The organism is Myxococcus sp. CA040A (assembly GCF_013336725.1).
In the GTDB taxonomy this organism is placed as follows: Bacteria; Myxococcota; Myxococcia; order Myxococcales; family Myxococcaceae; genus Myxococcus; species Myxococcus llanfairpwllgwyngyllgogerychwyrndrobwllllantysiliogogogochensis.
This window is the reverse complement of record NZ_JABUMR010000003.1, coordinates 374946-391397: the sequence shown is the minus strand read 5'-3', so window position 1 is coordinate 391397 and position 16452 is coordinate 374946. Positions and strand designations below refer to the sequence as shown.

The window sequence follows — 16452 nt, the reverse complement described above, 5'->3', positions numbered from 1 at the left end:
CTCCGCGCACGGGGTGATGCTGACTCAAGGCAGGTGATGTGGGAGTGCGGCTATGCTGCGCGGATGATCTGCCCAGTCTGCGCGCGGTTCCGCGACAAGGCATCGGGGGGCGAGTGTCCGGAGTGTGGAGCCACCCTCCAGCCCGTCACCGAGCCGCACTTCGATGCACTCGTCAAGAAGGCCCTCTGGCGACGCATCCAGGACTGGCGAAGCGACGCACTCCTCGATGAGTCGACGGCGCTCCGACTGGAGCAGTCGCTCGACGCGATGGCGACGCCCTTCGATGCACCCTCTTCCGCGGCCGTTGTCGCCGTGGGCGTGCAGGCCGTCGGACACGACACCGTCGTGGCGGAGGCGCAACCACTGGACTCCGCCGCGCGCGTGGAGGCCTGGGCGGATGGCGTCGCCGCATCGGCGCAACGCGCGGGAGGCTGGAGCTTCTTCGGTTGGGGCACGGCGCTCGCGCGCTCGTTGGATGAGGCCGCGAAGGAGGAGCGAGCGCAGGCCGCGAGGGGGCCGCGAGGAGACAGGGACGCGAGCGAGGACGACCTCGGCTCGGCGCTGGGCTCCGGACAGTCCCTCTTCGCCCGGGACGCCTCGGGTGCGCTCGGGGGCGGGCTGGAAGCCGTCGTCGCGCTCGACGCGCAATCGGAGAACACGCCCCGGCTGAACGATTTCATCTGGTGGTTCCTCGGCGCGGTGCTGGTGCTCGGCGGCTCGCTCATGGGCGTCCGCGAGGCGTGGCGGGCGCTGGGTGGCGTGCCCCGACAGCTCCTGGTGACGGGTGCGCTGTGGGGTTACCACGCGGGCTTCATCGGGCTCGGCGTGTTCCTGTCGCGGCGCTCGATGCCCGTGGGCCGCGTCCTGTCGGGCATCGGCCTGGCACTGCTCCCCGTGGCGTTCATCGCGCTGTCCTCGCTGGTGGCGCTGTCACCCCTTCTGGGCATCCCCGTCGCGCTCGGAATCGCCGCGCTGGGGATGGTGCCGTTGAGGTCCGCGGGGAGGCTGTTGCATGGGACATCCGCGACGTCGCTCGCGGTGGCCCTGTTCCCCTCGCTGCTCGCGGGCCTGCCGCTGATGGGGCTCGACGAGGCACCGTGGCTGCGTGTGCTCTGCGCCTCCGCGGGCGTGGTGGCGCTCGGGGCCACGCTGTGGCGTTCGCGAAAGGAGACGTCCGCGAACACGCTGCTCGTCAGCGCGAGCGCGGCGCTCTATGGCGCGCTCTGGCTCGCGGTCTTCGCCGTGTCGAGCGGCCCCTCGGGGTTCGATGACCTGCAACCGGGCGGCGCGTTGTTCGCGGGGATGACGCTCTGGGCGCAGGCCATCGCCACGGTCATCGCGGTGGCGGCGACCACGCACTTCGCGCGCGAGGCCCTTCCCCGTGCGAGCGCGGTGCTGGAGACCGTGGCGCACGCGGTGCTGGCCGCGGGCGCGCTCGCGGGAGCCATCACCGCGTTCTCCGTGGGGACCGGTGAAGACCTCCAGGTCGATGGCGCGTCGGCGCTCGCGCCGGTGCTCGCCGCAGGGGTCTTCTTCCTGCTGGAGTCGCGGCGTCGAGCCCTGGTGCATCCTGGAGTCATGGCCACGCTCCTCGCGGGAGCGCTGCTCGCGCGGACCCTGGCTCCGGGAGAGCCGGGCTGGTGGGTGTTCGGAGGCGCCGCGGCGGCTTCGGCGCTGATGCTCTCGGCGCGACGAAGCCAGTCCTCGATGCTGAGCATCCGGCTGCTGACATGGAGCATCGTCAGCACGCTGGTGTCGCTGCCGCTCGTGTCCTGGATGGAGGGCGAGGGCGAAAGCTCACCGTGGCCCCGAGTCTTCACGGGCCTGGTCATCGCAGTGGCCGCGCACCTGGCGGGAGGCTGGCGCTGGCGGGGGCTTCACTACCTGGGCGGAGCCGCCGCGCTGTTCGGCGCACTGGCCTTCGTTGATGGAACCTCGTGGCTCTCGGGTGACTGGAGTCGCCTCGCGGTCTTCGCGCTCGTGAGCGCTCTGTACGGTGTCGCGGGGCTCGTGCAGTACGCGTGGGCCCAGCCGTCGGCACCCCAGGATGCGCTGTTGCCACTGGACGACGTGTCGCTGGTGATGGCCTCGGCGGGAGTGTTCCTCGCCATCGGCGTCGCGCCCGTGCCGCCGGACCTGCTGACGTCCGTCGCCGCGTTGCCGGGCGGGGTGCTCATCGCGCTTCCCACGGCGCTGGTCTCGCTGGAGTTGTTGCTGAGAGCGCGCCGTGACGGCACCCGCATCGTGAGCATCATCGCGGCCACGGGCGTGGCGCTCGTCGTGTCCCAGGTGCTGGGCACCGTCTTCGACTTCGCGTCGGCGCGTTCCGCGCTGGGCTCGGCGGCCGTGGCGTTCGGCTTCGCGCTCTTCGCGACGCTGCGCCCGCGTCCTCCCGTCGTCGACCCGGCGGCGGCTCCTGGCGCGCTTCGCGACTTCTGGGGTCGGGGGGTGTTCGCCCTCGTCCGGTTGCCGCTCGGTGCTCGCGGGCTTTCGCTCTACACGGATGGCTTCGCCACGGCCGCGCTGGTGCAGGCCATCATCGCGACCGTCACCCTGGTTCAGTGGCTCCCCTTCCCCGCCGATGACGAGCGCGGCATGTGCCTGCTCGCGGGCGGACTGCTCATCCTGACCGCGCTCCTGGCGTTCGTGTCGCGCGGCTTCAAGGACTGGGAGTTGCGAGGCTCGGTGGTGACACTCGCGGCGATGGGCGGGTTCATCGCGCTGACGGCCATCATCAATCGCGCGGGCCATCCCTTGCCACCGGATGTCGTGGCGCGGCGGCTTCCGCTCATCGGCATCGCGGTCTGGGGCATCGCACTGGCGACGAGGCGCTTCGGCCCGTGGCTGGCGAAGCATCTGGAGCGACCCTCGCACGGCCCGCTGTACCACGCGGTGCCCCACGTGGGCGTGGCGGCGCTGGCGCTCGTGCTCTTGAAGGGCGCTGTCCTGGTCGGCCTGCCGTCCGCGTCACACGCGCTGGGAATCACGCCTCCGCTGCTGGTGCTCGGTGCGACGGTGCTGGTGCTGCTGCTCGCGACCTCGTTCCGCGCGGTGTTGCTCGCGAACCTGGGGTTGTATCTGGGGCTGGCTGGTGCCGCGCTCTGGGCCGCGAGGCAGTCGCTGCTCGGGCCTTCGCTCGTCTCGCTGGCGCCGCCCGATGGCGAGTGGGTGCGCGTGGGCGCCGAGGGCTACCACTGGCTCACGGAAGCGGCGTGGCTCGCGCCCGGCGACAGCGTGTTCCTCCTGTGGCAGCGAGCCTTCGCGGGCATCGCCGCCGCGGGGCTCGTCTATGCCCTGGCGTCGCTCAGGGGTCTGCCCGAGCAGTTCCGACACCTGCTGCACCGTCGCTCCGTCACGGCGGTGTGGCTGGTGGGGCTCGCGGCGCTCTTCCAGCCCGGGCTCACCGCGGCGGGCCTCGTCTGCGCGACGGGGGTGGTGTTGTTCGTCGGTGGAGCCCGAGCGCAGGGGCGCGGCGTGCTGGGCGCGAGCATCCTTCTGCTGGTGCATGCGTTGGCGCACCGGGTGGACATCTTCGAGGTCTGGCCGGGTCCCGTGCTCGCGCTGGTGGGGCTCGCGGTGGTGACGGTGGGCCCGTGGATTGCGCACAAGCGCGGCATGTCCGAGGGCGCGACGCGCGTCCGCATCCAGCAGGCGATGGCCGTCTATCTCATCGCCGCGACGGTGTACGCGCTGGCGGTGAACGGCACCACGTCGTCGACGCTCGCGGCGCTCAACCTGCTCGGGGAGATGTTCATCGGACTGGGTGGCAACTGGATGGTGTCGCCGGCCTTCCCGGTGACGCTGTGGCTCATCGCGGCCTCCCTGCTGGTGGCGGCGTTCCGGTGGAAGGGAGCGTTCGCATCGCTCGTGGCATCAGCCGGCACCTGGGTGGCGGGCAGCGCGGTGCTGGCTTCGTTCATGGCCGGGTTCACGATTCGCGCGAGCCTCAACGGCCCCTGGCTGCGCTATGGGGACCTCTTCATCGTCCACGGCGCGGTGCTGGCCCTGGCGTCCGCGGGGGCCGTGGTGGCCCTGCAGACCGCGCAGCGGTGGACGCGAGCGCGCCGGGCGGACGTCGCGGTGGGGATGACGTGGGGGCGGGACGCGTGGCTCGTGGCGACGGGGGTGATGCTCGCCGCGCTGGCGGTGAGCGGCAATGCGCCGCAGGAGTCGCTGACGACGGCCATCGCGGCCATCGGGCTGGCGGTGCTGGTGGCCCTGCACTGCGCCTGGGTGGAGCACACCGGGCGGCACGTGTACTTCGTGCAGCTCGCGGTGGTGGGCGTCTACGCGCTGGTGCGCAGCCTGTATGCACCGGGCCTGCGGGCCGAGCATGACGCCCTCTTCGCGCTGGCGCTGGGCTTCACGCTCGTCGGAGTGACGGTGATGGCGCGACGGGCGGGGGTGCGCCCGGTGGAGGCGGCGACCCGTCGCTTCGCGGCGCTGTTGCCCATTGGAATGGCGTTCGTGCTGCCGGGCGAGGCGACGCAGGAGGCGGCGTTGCTCGCGGGTGGCTCGGGGCTCCTGTACGCGGCGCTGGGGGCGGTGGAGCGCAGCCGGATGTTCGGCGCCTTCGCGGCGGCGGCGTGCAACCTGGCGCTGCTCATCGCCGCGCTGGCCTTCGGGCTGGAGGGGCTGGAAATCTATCTGGCGCCGCTGGGCTTGTTGCTGCTGATGCTGGGACAGCTCTTCACGGGGAGCCTGCCGCACGCGGCGCGCAACACGGTGCGGATTCTGGGGGGCCTGCTGCTGTACGTGCCCGCAGCGGCGAAGCTGGCGATGCGGGTGGGCGAGTCACCGGACGGCACGTATGCGCTCATCTTCGGCGGCGTCTGCCTGCTGGGCGTCGCGGTGGGGATGGCGTTGCAGATTCGCGCGTACCTCGCACTGGGCACGCTGTTCCTCACGCTGGACGTGGTGGCCAACCTGCTCGACGCGGGCCTGAGGGACCACCGCATCGGCTTCCTGGTGATGACGCTCACCGGCCTCACCGTCATCGGCGGGCGCGTCCTGACGACCCTGAAGCGCCAGGAATGGGACCTGCTCATGCGAAGGGTGCGCGTGCAGCTCCGGGGATGGGACTGACCGGACGCCTCGCCGCTGTCAGTCCACCGACAGCGGCAGTCGCACGGAGAAGGTGGTGCCCGCGCCCACGGCGCTCGTCACCGTGAGTCGGCCGCCGTGGTTCTCCACGATGCCCTGGCAGATGGAGAGCCCCAGGCCCGTGCCCTTGCCCTCCGGCTTCGTGGTGAAGAAAGGCTCGAAGATGCGCTGGAGGTGCTTGGGGTCGATTCCCGTCCCCGAGTCCCTCACCGACACCACCGCCTCCTGACCCTCGCGCCGCGTCGTCAGGAACACCGCGCCACCCGGCTGCATCGCATGGCACGCGTTGGTGATGAGGTTGACGAACACCTGCACCAGGTTGGCGCGCACGGCCGACAGCGGCGGCAGCTCCGTGTACTCCCGGTGCACGCTGACGCGCGCCTGCGCCACCACGTGCTCACAGAAGCCCACCGCCATGTCCACCACGGCGTTGAGCTGTACCCGCTCCGGCCTGTCCTGCGCCGGCCGCGCGTAGCTGACCAAATCCCTGGTGAAGCGAAGGATGCGGTGGCTGCTCTCCAGAATCTTCCGCAGCTTCTCCTGGTCCGCGGGATTCGCCCCCGGCGTCGTCCGCGAGCGCTGGAGCAGCGCGTCCGCGTACGTGGCCACCGCCGTCATCGGGTTGTTGATTTCATGCACCACGCTGGCCGCGAGCTGTCCGATGGACGCGAGCTTCTCCGCGTGGATGATGCGCTTCTCCAGCTCCTTCACCACCGTGATGTCCTGGCCGATGGCGATGACGCCGTCCACCTCGCCATGGTGCGCAAGCCTCGAGGACGTGGCGAACGACACCCGCACCTCGTTGCCGTCGCGCGACAACAGCCGCGTCTCGAAGCTGTTCACCGACTCACCGCGAAGCGCGGCGGCGATGACCTGGGACAGCCGCAGGTGCTCGTTCTCCGGCACCAGCCAGAAGAGGTCCTTGCCCAGCACGTCTTCCTTCCGGAAGCCCGTCAGCGCGCTGAGCGCCTGGTTGAACACCACCACTTCCTGCTGCCGATTGGCGACGAGGATGAGCGCGTTCGCCTTCTCCAGCAGGTCCTCCAGGTACTTGCGCACGAACGTCAGCTCGTCGATGAGCTTCGCGTTCTTCACCGCCACCGCCACCTGGCTGGCGAGCTGGAGCAACACGCGCTCGTCGTGCTGGATGTCCGCGTCCAGCCCCTCCGGATACTCCATGTTGATGGCGCCGAAGAGCTGCCCGCTCGCCACCAGCGGCGCGCTCACGCCGTGCGTGCTGCCCAGGAACAGGAGCGGCACCTCGCTCAGCACCGTCACCCGGCCCGTCGTCGGCAGCGTCGAGCGTCCCAGGTTCAGCTTCTCCACCGCGCGCTGCAACAGCACCAGCGGCTCGTGCGCGCCTTCCTTCATCCGGCCTTCCGCGTAGAGCGACGTCAGCCCGCCGGTGCGCGAGTCGGTGATGCGGATGCAGAACGAGCGCCCGGGGAACAGCTCCTTCACCCCGCGCGCCACCGCCGCCACCAGCTCCTCCTCGCCGCCGACCTCCGCCACGCTGCGGCCCAAATCCAGCAGCACGCCTTCGGTGCGCGCCTGCTCCAGCAGCGCCCGCTCCGCCATCACCAGCCGGCTGCGCGCCAGCTCCGGGTCGTTCCGGGCCCGCACGGCCACCACGTCACCCCGGCGCGACATCGTCAGCACGGCGCCCGGCTTGCCCGCGAGCGGCAGCTCCATGTCGCAGCTGGAGCCATCCACGGGCACGGCCGCCACCGCCAACGCGCGCGCGACATCCTCCACCGTCGCCTGGTGGTCCGCGCAGAAGCGATGGAAGGCCTCGTTGACCGCCACCAGCCGCAGCATCGGGTCACACAGGGCCGCGGGGGCGTCGAGCGCCTCGAAGAAGGCCTGGAACGACTCGGGGCCCGGGCCGCCGGGGATTCGCACGGCGCGGGTGTCAGTCTTCATGGGAGGTCGCCTTGTCCAGGTCGAGAATCTGCTGCTCCCCCATGTACGCCTTCGTCTCGTAGCGGGTGATCTTCCCAATCTTCCGGACGATCTCCGCCATGCGCTCCGCCTCGCGGTAGATGATGTCCACCGGCTTCCAGGCGAAGTCCTCTTCCTTCAGCTTGCGCTTGAGCAGCTCCGCGTAGCCCATCACCGACGTGAGGGGCTGGTTGAGTTCATGCGCCGCGGTGCCGGCGAGCGCGACGATGACGGCGCTCTTCTCGCTCTCCTCCAGCCGGGTCTCCGCGTCCGACAGCTTGCGCTCCAGCTTCATCCGGTCGCGCATGTCCGTGAAGATGCCGACGCTGAAGACCTCGCGCCCGCCCTCGTACACGAGCGACGCCGTCATGTTGACCGGCACCCGCTCTCCGGCGCGGTTCACCAGCTCCTCGCGCGTGAGCGACATGCGACCCTTGCCACCGTGCTCCGGCCCTCGGAGCGTGGACATGATTCGCCGCGCGACGCCCTGGGGATAGAGCTGCTCCACGGTGACGCCCGCCATCGCCTCCTGCGCGGTGTAGCCCACCAGTGCCTCCGCGCCCTTGTTGAAGAGGATGATGCGCCCCTTCAGGTCGGCGGCGATGATGGCGTCCACCGACGAGTCGATGAGCCGCTCCAGGAAGTCCTTCGTCTGGCGCAGCTCGTCCTCCAGCCGCCGCGCGTCGGTGACGTCGCGGAACGACAGGATGGTGGCCGCGTCCTCGTCACGCAGCGGCGCGGCGGACATGGACAGCGTCAGCCGCCGCCCCGTCGCCGTGCGCACCTCCACGTCCACGCCCGAGCGCGCCTCGCCTCGCGACGCCGCCGTCACCAGCTCCATCAGCACGCCGTCATCCACCGGCTGCGTCACCTGATGCAGATGCCGCCCCCGAGCCTCGGGCGCCGGCAGGTCCAGCATCGCCGCGCCGGAAGGATTCAGGGACAGCACGCTCGCCTTGTCGTCGAGGATGGCCACGCCCTCGCTGACGTGCGCGAAGAAGAGCTGGTAGGGCTTGAAGGAGGCCGCCTGCTCCTCGGCGGCCAGGCGCGCCGTCTTCTCCGCCTCCGTCTGCCCCCTCACCGACTGGAGCACCGAGGCGTTGCGCAGCGCCACCGCCGTGGCATGCGCCACCGTGGTGAGGAAGTCGATTTCCCGCGAGGTGAACGTGCGCCGACGCCCCGCCGCGCGAAGCAGCAGCACGCCTCGCACCTGCCCCCGGATGGGCAGGGGCAGCGCGGCGATGGCGTGGATGCCGCGCGCCGCCACGGCCCTGCGCTCCACGTCGCCCAGCAGCGGATGCGTGGGCGCCTCCTCCATCACCACCGGACGACCCGTGCGCATGACTTCGCGGATCTCCGGGTAGCGCGACAGCTCGATGCGCAGGTCCTTGAGCGTCGGGTCATCGCTGGCCGCGACGATGACGCCCTCATCCGCGTTGCGACCGAGCATCACCAGCGTGGCGCGCGCGATGTCCAGCTTCTCCGCCAGCCGGCGGGTGACACCGTGCAGCAGCGCCTCCACGTCGGACGTCTCCGCGTAGTCCGCCGTCAGCTCCAGGAGGAGCGCCAGGTCTTCCTGACCGCGCTCCTGTCCCTCGCGCTCCAGGTGACGCCCGGCGGCGCGGTGGAGCCGGAAGACCAGCTCGTGCGGCGACACCGGGATGGTGAGCACGTCCGCGGGCCTCAGGGGCTCCGCGGCGGAGAAGCCCTGCTCGGTCGGTTCCACCAGCGCCACCAGCGTGATGTGCGAGGCGCGAGGTGAGTCGAGCAGGGTGCGAAGCGCGGGGCCACTGTCTGGCGAGGTGAGGTCCACCAGCGCCAGCGCGGCCCCCTCCACGCCATCCACCACGCGGAGACCCGCACGCGCGGCAGCGGCCGCGAGCAGCTCACGTGCGGGTGAGGCCGGAGGCACCAGGGTGATGCCGAGAGCGAATTCCAGCGAAGACGGCACGTGGAGGGTCGGGGCGGAAGGGGGGAGCGGAGCCCACTCTACACGCCCCGCCGCCTCAGGGGCAGTCCGACTCGAATGCCCCCAGGTCCGGGGCCGCGCCGCAGAAGGTCAGTCCCAACCCCAGGCCCGCGTTGCGACCCGCGGAGCCCGACCCCAGCCGGAAGTCCCCGGTGTCGATGTTGACGAACCCCGGCGACTTCTCCAACGAGCGTTTGTCCAGCCCGCTGCGAGAGCGCCACTCCGTCAGGTTCACGCTCTCCCCATTCAGCAAGAAGGAGATGGAACCGGAGGAGCGGAAGAAGAGGTTGCCATCCATCACCGTGCCGGAGCGCGCAGCCCCCGCGCGCGCGGAGACACCACAGCCGGCGAAGACGTTGTTGCGCACGTCCAGGCCGGCGCTCGGCCCGGTGTCGCCGTGGCCGAAGGTGAGACAGGGCCCGGGCATGTTCCACACCGTATTGTGCTGCACCTTCACGTCGGTGGACGTGTCCACGCGGATGCCACCGCCGTCCTCGCTCCCACCCAGGCCATCCCGGATGAGGTTGCGACGGATGATGATGCGGGTGGGCGGCCCGTTCACCCGGTTGCCACCGATGTTGATGGCCCGGCCGTTTCCATAGAAGACGTTGTCCTCCAGGGTGACGTCCGACGCGGACAGGTGGACGACGACCCCCTCGCCGCGCGACGTGGACGTGGCCTTGTGGCCCCAGATGATGTTGCCGCGCAGGGTGACGTGCGTGCAGGTCTTCACGTCCACGCCGTTCTCCCGGTTCTCGTGCAGCTCGTTGTCCTCCACGAGCAGGTTGTCGAAGGGCGTGCCGGACACGGTGGCTCCGGCCTCCGGGCCGATGCACTGCACCGCGTCGCCGGAGTTGTGATGGATGTCATTGCCGCGCACCACCACGTTCTTCGATGTGGTCTGCACGATGATGCCGTGGCTGTCGCTGCCACCCCGGCTGAAGTTCGAAATCGTGTTGCCCTCGATGAGGATGTCGTGGGCCTTCTCCGACACGTTGAGCCCCGCGCCCGCCGTGCCGTTCTTCGCCACGCAGTCACGCAGCAAACCGTGATGCGCGGCGGTGCCTCGCCACAGCACCGCGAAGGCAGCGGAGCCCGCGGCATCCAGCGTGAGCCCCTCGACGCGCCAGTACGCGCCGCGCACGTCCACCAGCGCGGACTCGCCGCCAGGCTTCACCACGGGCGCGCTGCCCGGCGCGGCCTTCACCGTGAGCGGCTTCGCCTCCGTGCCACCGCGCTCCTCCAGCTTGAGGCGCTCCGCGTAGGTGCCCGTCTTCAGATAGATGGCCTCGCCCGGCGCGATGAGCGTCAGCGCCCGCGTCACCGTGCGCAGCGGCGCGCTCTCCGTGCCGGAGGCGCTGTCACTGCCCGACGGCGCCACCCAGAGGATGCGCGTGTAGGTCGGCTTCGGCGGCTCCGGAACAGGCTCGGGCTCGGGCTCCGGCTCGGGTTCCGGAGTGGGGGTGGGCTCCGGGTCGGGCGTCGGCGTGGGCTCCGAGGGCTGCTCGGATTCATCCGGCTCCGTCGGTGTCGGCGCGGGAGTCGTGGGTGTCGTGGGGGATGGCGCGGGCGGGTTGCCCGTCGAGGGCGCCTCATCGGTGGACGGACGTGAGCCCGTGGTCTGGGTCAGCTCGCTCGTGCCATTGCAGGCAAGCAGGGCAAGCAGGGCAGCGGAGCAGTAGGCCGTCAGCAGCGGTGAGCGTTGGCGCATCCTGTCAGACTCCATGTGTGGGTCGCGGCGTATGGGGCGCTCGCGAGGACGGCCGCCAATCGGGGCGCGCGTCCTGTTCATTCCCCGACCCGATGGCAACCCAGACTCGCCAGGCCGCAGGGCAAGAAGGCAGGAAATGGGATTTCGGGCGGTTACGTTGAGCGCGAAGAAGTCAGGCTGATGCGCGCGGGCCCGAACATTCGTGCTGCTTCCTGTACAGGTGTGCGGATGAAGGCGGTTTCATTCCCGACGCGGGTGGGCGGGACTTCACTCGGAGAGAAGGTCGCTCCGAGCGGGAGCATGCGGACGGGGGCGCGCCGAGAAGGCGTCTCCGACGAGCTGTGGACTGTCGGGTCGGCTCTGGGGGCACCGCGCGGCGAGGGCCTTTCCCCGTGCGCGGGCCGGGGCCTCGTGCCATTTAGCGCGCGAGGCATCGCATCCAAAGGGAACGCCATGAACGTGCTGGTTACGGGAGCCACTGCCGGGTTCGGCCTGGCCATCGCGCGCCGCTTCATCCAGGAGGGTGCGCGGGTCATCGCCACCGGGCGGAGGACGGAGCTGCTGGAGAAGCTGCGCGCGGAGTTGGGTGAGCGGCTGCTGCCGGTGACGCTCGACGTGACGGAGCGCGAGGCGATGGCGCGGGTGCTCGGAGCGCTGCCGGCGGACTTCGCCGAGGTGGACGTGCTGGTCAACAACGCGGGGCTGGCGCTGGGGTTGGAAGCGGCGCAGTCGGCGCACCTCGACGACTGGGAGGTGATGGTCGACACGAACGTGAAGGGGCTCATGTACTGCACGCACGCGGTGCTGCCCGGCATGGTGGCGCGCAACCGGGGCCACATCATCAACATGGGCTCGGTGGCGGCGGACTATCCGTACCCGGGTGGCAACGTGTACGGCGCGACGAAGGCCTTCGTGCAGCAGTTCAGCCTCAACCTGCGCGCGGACCTGCTGGGCACGGCCGTGCGCGTGACGGACATCGAGCCAGGGCTCGTGGGCGGCACGGAGTTCTCCAACATCCGGTTCAAGGGCGACGCCGCTCGGGCCGCGGCCCCCTACGCCAACACGCAGCCGCTGACGCCCGAGGACATCGCGGACGCGGTGCACTGGGTGGTGTCGCGACCGGCGCACGTGAACATCAACGTCATGTCACTGATGCCGGTGACCCAGGCCTTCGGGCCGCTCGCGGTGAAGCGACAGGGCTGAGCGAGCCACACGGTGGGCACCCGACGGGGTGCCCGCCCGCTCCACTGCCTGGTGGCGTCACACCCCGACCCACCGCAACTCCAAGGAGGGAGAAGCCTCGCGCTCCCCGCCGGAGTCCCGGTGGGCCGATGTTCGCGAGGCAGGGGGAAGCGCGATGAAGCGCTACGGCACGACCTGGTCCATCATCCTCGCGGTCTTCGGCGTGTATGGGCTGGTGATGTTCGGGGTGTCCTTCGCGGGCCTGACGGGAGAGACGCCCATGGTGCTCTCCTCGGTGCTGGGCCTGCTCGTCTGGGCCGCCTTCGTCGCCCTGGTCATCCACGCGCTGCGCTTCACGCTGCCGGTGGCCAAGGGGAGCGACGACAAGGTCGACGAGAGCCTGCGCTGGACGTCCCGGACCTTGCTGGCGGCGGCCATCGCGTCGCTCTTCACCGCCGTCGTGCTCGCGCCGGGAGCGTTCGCCGCATGCGGCCCCACGTTCCTGGCGAACCTCTACCACTGGGGCGGGATTGTCGGCAGCATCGCCGCCTTCGCCTTCTGGTTCGCCTTCCCGCACATCGCGCGCGGCATGCTCGAGGGGCGCGCGGCGAAGGTGGAGCTGCACCGGGTGCGCAACATCGTGCTCACGGGCGCCGTCGTCTACGGCCTCATCGGAGTGTTCTGGCTCGGCGCGTGGCTGGTGCTGCGCGGCTCCATCGACTCCGGCGAGTACCCCAGCGCGGCGAGCTCGCCCTACCGGCTGCCCTACCCCGAGGGAGACCGCTCCTGGGTCATCCAGGGCAACAACTCCCACCTGAACCACAACGACGACGAGGAATACGCCTGGGACTTCCGTCGACAGTGCGGCACCCCGGTGCTGGCGGCGCGCGCGGGCACGGTGTCGCGCGTGGTGGACACGAACAGCGGCAACGGCGGCGACAAGCCCAACAACCGCATCGAAGTCGAACACGGCGACGGCACGGTGGGCCGCTACTTCCACATCTCGAAGGGCACCGCGAAGGTGGGCGTGGGCGACACGGTGAGCCAGGGACAGCAGCTCGCGGAGGTGGGCAACGTGGGCAACAGCCTCACCGGCCACATCCACTTCGATGTGGAGAAGGGCGGCGACAGCATCCCCGTCACCTTCAACAACGTGGACGAGGACAAGGGCATCCCCCGGACCTTCGAGGGCTACGCCTCCACGAAGTAGCGGGCACCGCGTGACGCGGTGCTTCCCCGCCTGCCTCAAACATGAACCACCATTCACTTTTTGGGCAGGGTCCCCTGCGTCCCCGGCACGGCTTGGGTTAACGTCGCGGGCATGAGCGACTCGGACCGCCCGCCTCCACCCAGGGGACTCCTCGCCCGGGGATTGAAGCTCCTGGGCCACCTCACCCATCCGGAGACTCGAACGGGCCAGGTGTTCACCCGCGCCGAGCAGCGCCTCACCCGTGTCCTCACCCGCGTCTCCGAGAGCCCCACCTACCTGCGCGCCAGCGGCACCGTGCTGCGCCAGGGCCTCAACGCCCGCATCCGCCGCAACAGCTTCGTGGAGAGCGCGCTGCACACGCTGCGCCTGCCCACGACGTCCGAGGTGGAGAGCCTCCGCGACCAGCTGCGCCGCGTGAATGACCAGGTCGAGGCGCTCGGCTCCCAGCTCGAGGTGGTGGTGGACCTGCTCCATCGCCAGGAGTCCGACAGCCCTCCCACCAAGCCCGGCGCCTGAACATGACCGCGTCCACCCAGCGGCTGCGCTCCTTCGTCACCGGCCAGTTCGAGCTCACGCGCGCTGTCGCTCACGCGCTCAAGGCCCGTCCCTTCAATCCCTACCCGTACCTCAAGCCCTTCATCGAGCGGGCCTCCGGTGTGCGCGAGCCGCCCATCAGCGCCACGCCCCACACCGTCGTGTACACGCGGGGCAGCATGCGGCTGTTGCGCTACGCGGCGCCCCGTCGGCGCCACCGCACGCCCATCCTGTTCGTCTACTCGCTCATCAATCGCTGGTACATCCTCGACTTCCTGCCGGGCCGCAGCCTCATCGAGCACCTCACGCAGGAGGGCTTCGACGTGTACGCCATCGACTGGGGCGTGCCGGGACAGGACGAGGAGCGCCTCACCTGGTCGGACCTGCTCGGAGGGCTCATCCAGGCGGCGGTGCGCTGGACGCTGCGGGTCAGCAAGAGCCGGGACCTCACGCTCTACGGCTACTGCATGGGCGGCACGCTCGCGCTGGCCTACACGTCGCTGCATCCCGAGGGCGTGCGCAACCTCGTCGCGCAGGCCACGCCCGTGGACTTCAGCAAGGGCGGTGTCTACACGCTGTGGACCGCCGCCAATCACTTCGACGTGGACTCGCTCGTGGATGCCTACGGCAACGTGCCCACGCCCGTGCTGGAGAGCGGCTTCCTCATGGTGGCGCCCGTGCAGCGCCTCACGCGCTGGCTGGAGGTGTGCCGCCGCATCGACGACCCGGACTTCGTCAGCACGTTCCTCGCCATGGAGCGCTGGGGCTCGGACCCCGTGCCCTTCCCCGGTGAGGTGTATCGCCAGTACATCAAGGACTGCTACCAGCAGAACCTCTTCCACCAGGGACGCATGAAGGTCGGCGGAGAGGCCGTGGACCTGGGACGCATCCAGGCCTCCGTGCTCAACGTCATCGCCGAGCACGACACCATCGCCTTTCCCGCCATGAGCGAGCCGCTCGTCGACCTGGTGGGCACGAAGGACGCCCAGACGCGGCGCTATCCGGTGGGCCACATCGGGCTGTCCGCCTCCAGCAAGGGCCCCACCCATGTCTGGCCCTCCATCTCCGAGTGGATTGCCACGCGCTCACAAGCAATGGAGCCCTGATGCACTCCGTCTCGGAAACCACCTCGGGCTCGGGCGTGCAGGTCCGTGAGGGCGTGCTTCGGCTGAAGGATGGACGGCGGCTCGCGTACGTGGAGTCGGGAGACCTGGACGGAGTCCCGGTGTTCTTCGTCCACGGCAACCCGGGCTCGCGCTACATGCGGCATCCGGATGACCGGCTCACCCATGGCCTCGGCGTGCGCCTCATCACCCCGGACCGGCCCGGCTATGGGCTGTCCGACTACCAGTCCGACCGCACGCTGCTGGACTTCCCGGACGACCTCGAGCAGCTCGCCAACGCCCTCAAGATAGGCCGCTTCTCCCTCTTCGGTGTATCCGCGGGCGGCCCCTATGTCGCCGCCTCCGTGTGGCGACTGGGCGAACGAATCATCCGCTCCGCCATCGTCTCCGGCGCCTCGCCGCTGAAGCGGCCCGGTGGCATGGAGGGCGTCAACCGCGACTACCGCAACGCCTACGCCATGGCCGCGTGGCCAGAGTGGCTGCTGCATCCGCTGATGGCGATGCATGACAGGCAGGTGCGCTCGAATCCAGAGCGAGCCCTGGCGGCGCTGCTGGCGCATGCGTCGGAGGATGACCGGCTCGTGCTGTCGGACCCGCACATCGCCGCGCAGGTGCAGGGCTGGCGACGCGAAGCCACGCGCCGAGGCGTGGCGGGCATGCGCCGCGAGGCCCACATCCTGGCGTCGCCCTGGGACTTCGCGCTGGAGGAGATTCGAGGAGAGATGGACCTCTGGTACTGGGACGGCGACAGCATCGTCCCGCCGCAGATGGGGCGCTATCTCGCCTCGCGAATCCCGCGCACCGTGCCCCACTTCCTCTCCGGAGGCGGACACTTCTCCCTCTACTCGCACTGGCGCGACATCCTCGCTCCGCTGGCACGGCGGGGCTCGTGAGCCAGGAGGGGCGGTGGCCCTCTCGGGCCTTCATCGAGGAGGAGGCGCACGGGCGGATGGAGCCGGAGATGCGGCTGCTCCTGGAGGGCTTGCGCGCGAAGGGCATCCCCACCGAGTGCTTCACCGCCAAGCGCCTGGAGCGGCGCCAACTCCCGCTGACGTCGGACACGCTGGTCGCGGGCTACGTGCCCACGGTGCTGGGCGCGCTGAAGCAGTTGGGCATCGAGCCACCTCCAACGAACGACTACCCGCCCAGCCTCACGCCCTTCCTCCACCGCCGACTCTGGACGAGCACCGTGCGACAGCTCACCTCGCACCTGCACGACGTCGCGAGTCCGCCCGTGTTCGCCAAGCCCCAGGGACGCAGGAAACGTTTCACGGGCCAGGTCTTCCAGAGCGCCAGCGACCTCCTCTTCCTGGAGCGGGCGTCACAGGGCACGCCGCTCATCTGCTCGGAGGTGGTGCGGTGGCTGAGCGAGTACCGCGTCTTCATCGTGCACGGAAGGCCCGTGGGCACGCGTCACTATGCGGGAGACGCAACGGTGCCCCTCGACGAGGCGCGAGTCCACGAAGCGCTCCGCCTCCTGGAGTCCTCCGGGGAAGCGACCGCGGGCTACTCCGTCGACTTCGGCGTGCTGTCCACCGGTGAAACAGCGCTGGTGGAGTGGAATGACGGCTTCTCGCTGGGCGCGTATGGACTGGAGCCGGAGCACTACACCGCGCTGACCGTCGCCCGCTGGTGTGAGCTGACGGGACTCGCTCAGCCACCGCCGCGAAGCACCTGA

The 16452-nt window shown here is 70.3% G+C and carries 10 protein-coding genes; 7 read left to right on the top strand and 3 right to left on the bottom strand.

The features are described from left to right. The first annotated feature begins 63 nt into the window (after nt 1-63). Nucleotides 64-5085, top strand: a complete 5022-nt coding sequence (locus tag HUA75_RS13865; protein WP_174486674.1) for a hypothetical protein — start codon at nt 64-66, stop codon at nt 5083-5085. A gap of 18 nt (nt 5086-5103) precedes the next feature. On the opposite strand, the gene HUA75_RS13860 is transcribed toward HUA75_RS13865, so the two are convergent. The 3 genes from HUA75_RS13860 to HUA75_RS13850 are packed head-to-tail and all read right to left on the bottom strand — an operon-like array spanning nt 5104 to nt 10724. Beyond that, nucleotides 5104-7026: an ATP-binding protein gene (locus HUA75_RS13860; RefSeq protein WP_174486673.1), complete on the bottom strand. Its 1923-nt coding sequence runs from the start codon at nt 7024-7026 to the stop codon at nt 5104-5106. Beyond that, on the bottom strand, nt 7016-8995 hold the full coding sequence (locus HUA75_RS13855; protein ID WP_141642178.1) for a PAS domain S-box protein: 1980 nt from the start codon (nt 8993-8995) through the stop codon (nt 7016-7018). Before HUA75_RS13855 ends, HUA75_RS13860 begins: the two co-directional genes overlap by 11 nt. A gap of 55 nt (nt 8996-9050) precedes the next feature. After that, on the bottom strand, nt 9051-10724 hold the full coding sequence (locus tag HUA75_RS13850) for a nitrous oxide reductase family maturation protein NosD (RefSeq protein ID WP_174486672.1): 1674 nt from the start codon (nt 10722-10724) through the stop codon (nt 9051-9053). A 453-nt stretch (nt 10725-11177) separates the two neighbouring features. On the opposite strand from HUA75_RS13850, the gene HUA75_RS13845 reads away from it, so the two are divergent. From HUA75_RS13845 to HUA75_RS13820, 6 genes are all read left to right on the top strand, one after another. Next, entirely contained in the window at nt 11178-11927 is a 750-nt protein-coding gene (locus HUA75_RS13845) for an SDR family NAD(P)-dependent oxidoreductase (protein WP_174454002.1), read from the top strand. Nucleotides 11928-12081: 154 nt separating this feature from the next. Next, a complete protein-coding gene (locus tag HUA75_RS13840) occupies nt 12082-13116 on the top strand; it encodes a M23 family metallopeptidase (protein ID WP_174486671.1) in 1035 nt (344 codons plus the stop codon). A 111-nt stretch (nt 13117-13227) separates the two neighbouring features. Then, nucleotides 13228-13632 carry a hypothetical protein gene (locus tag HUA75_RS13835; protein ID WP_141643637.1) on the top strand — a complete coding sequence of 135 codons (405 nt, stop codon included), beginning with the start codon at nt 13228-13230 and terminating at the stop codon, nt 13630-13632. 2 nt (nt 13633-13634) lie between these two features. Beyond that, a complete protein-coding gene (locus tag HUA75_RS13830) occupies nt 13635-14756 on the top strand; it encodes an alpha/beta fold hydrolase (protein ID WP_174486670.1) in 1122 nt (373 codons plus the stop codon). Next, nucleotides 14756-15667, top strand: coding sequence for an alpha/beta fold hydrolase (locus HUA75_RS13825; RefSeq protein WP_141643639.1), 912 nt, complete (start codon nt 14756-14758; stop codon nt 15665-15667). The genes HUA75_RS13830 and HUA75_RS13825 overlap by 1 nt, the downstream gene beginning before the upstream one ends. Further along, nucleotides 15664-16452, top strand: coding sequence for an ATP-grasp domain-containing protein (locus HUA75_RS13820; protein WP_371746107.1), 789 nt, complete (start codon nt 15664-15666; stop codon nt 16450-16452). Before HUA75_RS13825 ends, HUA75_RS13820 begins: the two co-directional genes overlap by 4 nt.

Coding starts and splice junctions, on each gene's coding strand:
- HUA75_RS13865 (WP_174486674.1), top strand. CDS start 64: ATGATCTGCCCAGTCTGCGCGCGGTTCCGCGACAAGGCATCGGGGGGC.
- HUA75_RS13860 (WP_174486673.1), bottom strand. CDS start 7,026: ATGAAGACTGACACCCGCGCCGTGCGAATCCCCGGCGGCCCGGGCCCC.
- HUA75_RS13850 (WP_174486672.1), bottom strand. CDS start 10,724: ATGCGCCAACGCTCACCGCTGCTGACGGCCTACTGCTCCGCTGCCCTG.
- HUA75_RS13845 (WP_174454002.1), top strand. CDS start 11,178: ATGAACGTGCTGGTTACGGGAGCCACTGCCGGGTTCGGCCTGGCCATC.
- HUA75_RS13840 (WP_174486671.1), top strand. CDS start 12,082: ATGAAGCGCTACGGCACGACCTGGTCCATCATCCTCGCGGTCTTCGGC.
- HUA75_RS13835 (WP_141643637.1), top strand. CDS start 13,228: ATGAGCGACTCGGACCGCCCGCCTCCACCCAGGGGACTCCTCGCCCGG.
- HUA75_RS13830 (WP_174486670.1), top strand. CDS start 13,635: ATGACCGCGTCCACCCAGCGGCTGCGCTCCTTCGTCACCGGCCAGTTC.
- HUA75_RS13825 (WP_141643639.1), top strand. CDS start 14,756: ATGCACTCCGTCTCGGAAACCACCTCGGGCTCGGGCGTGCAGGTCCGT.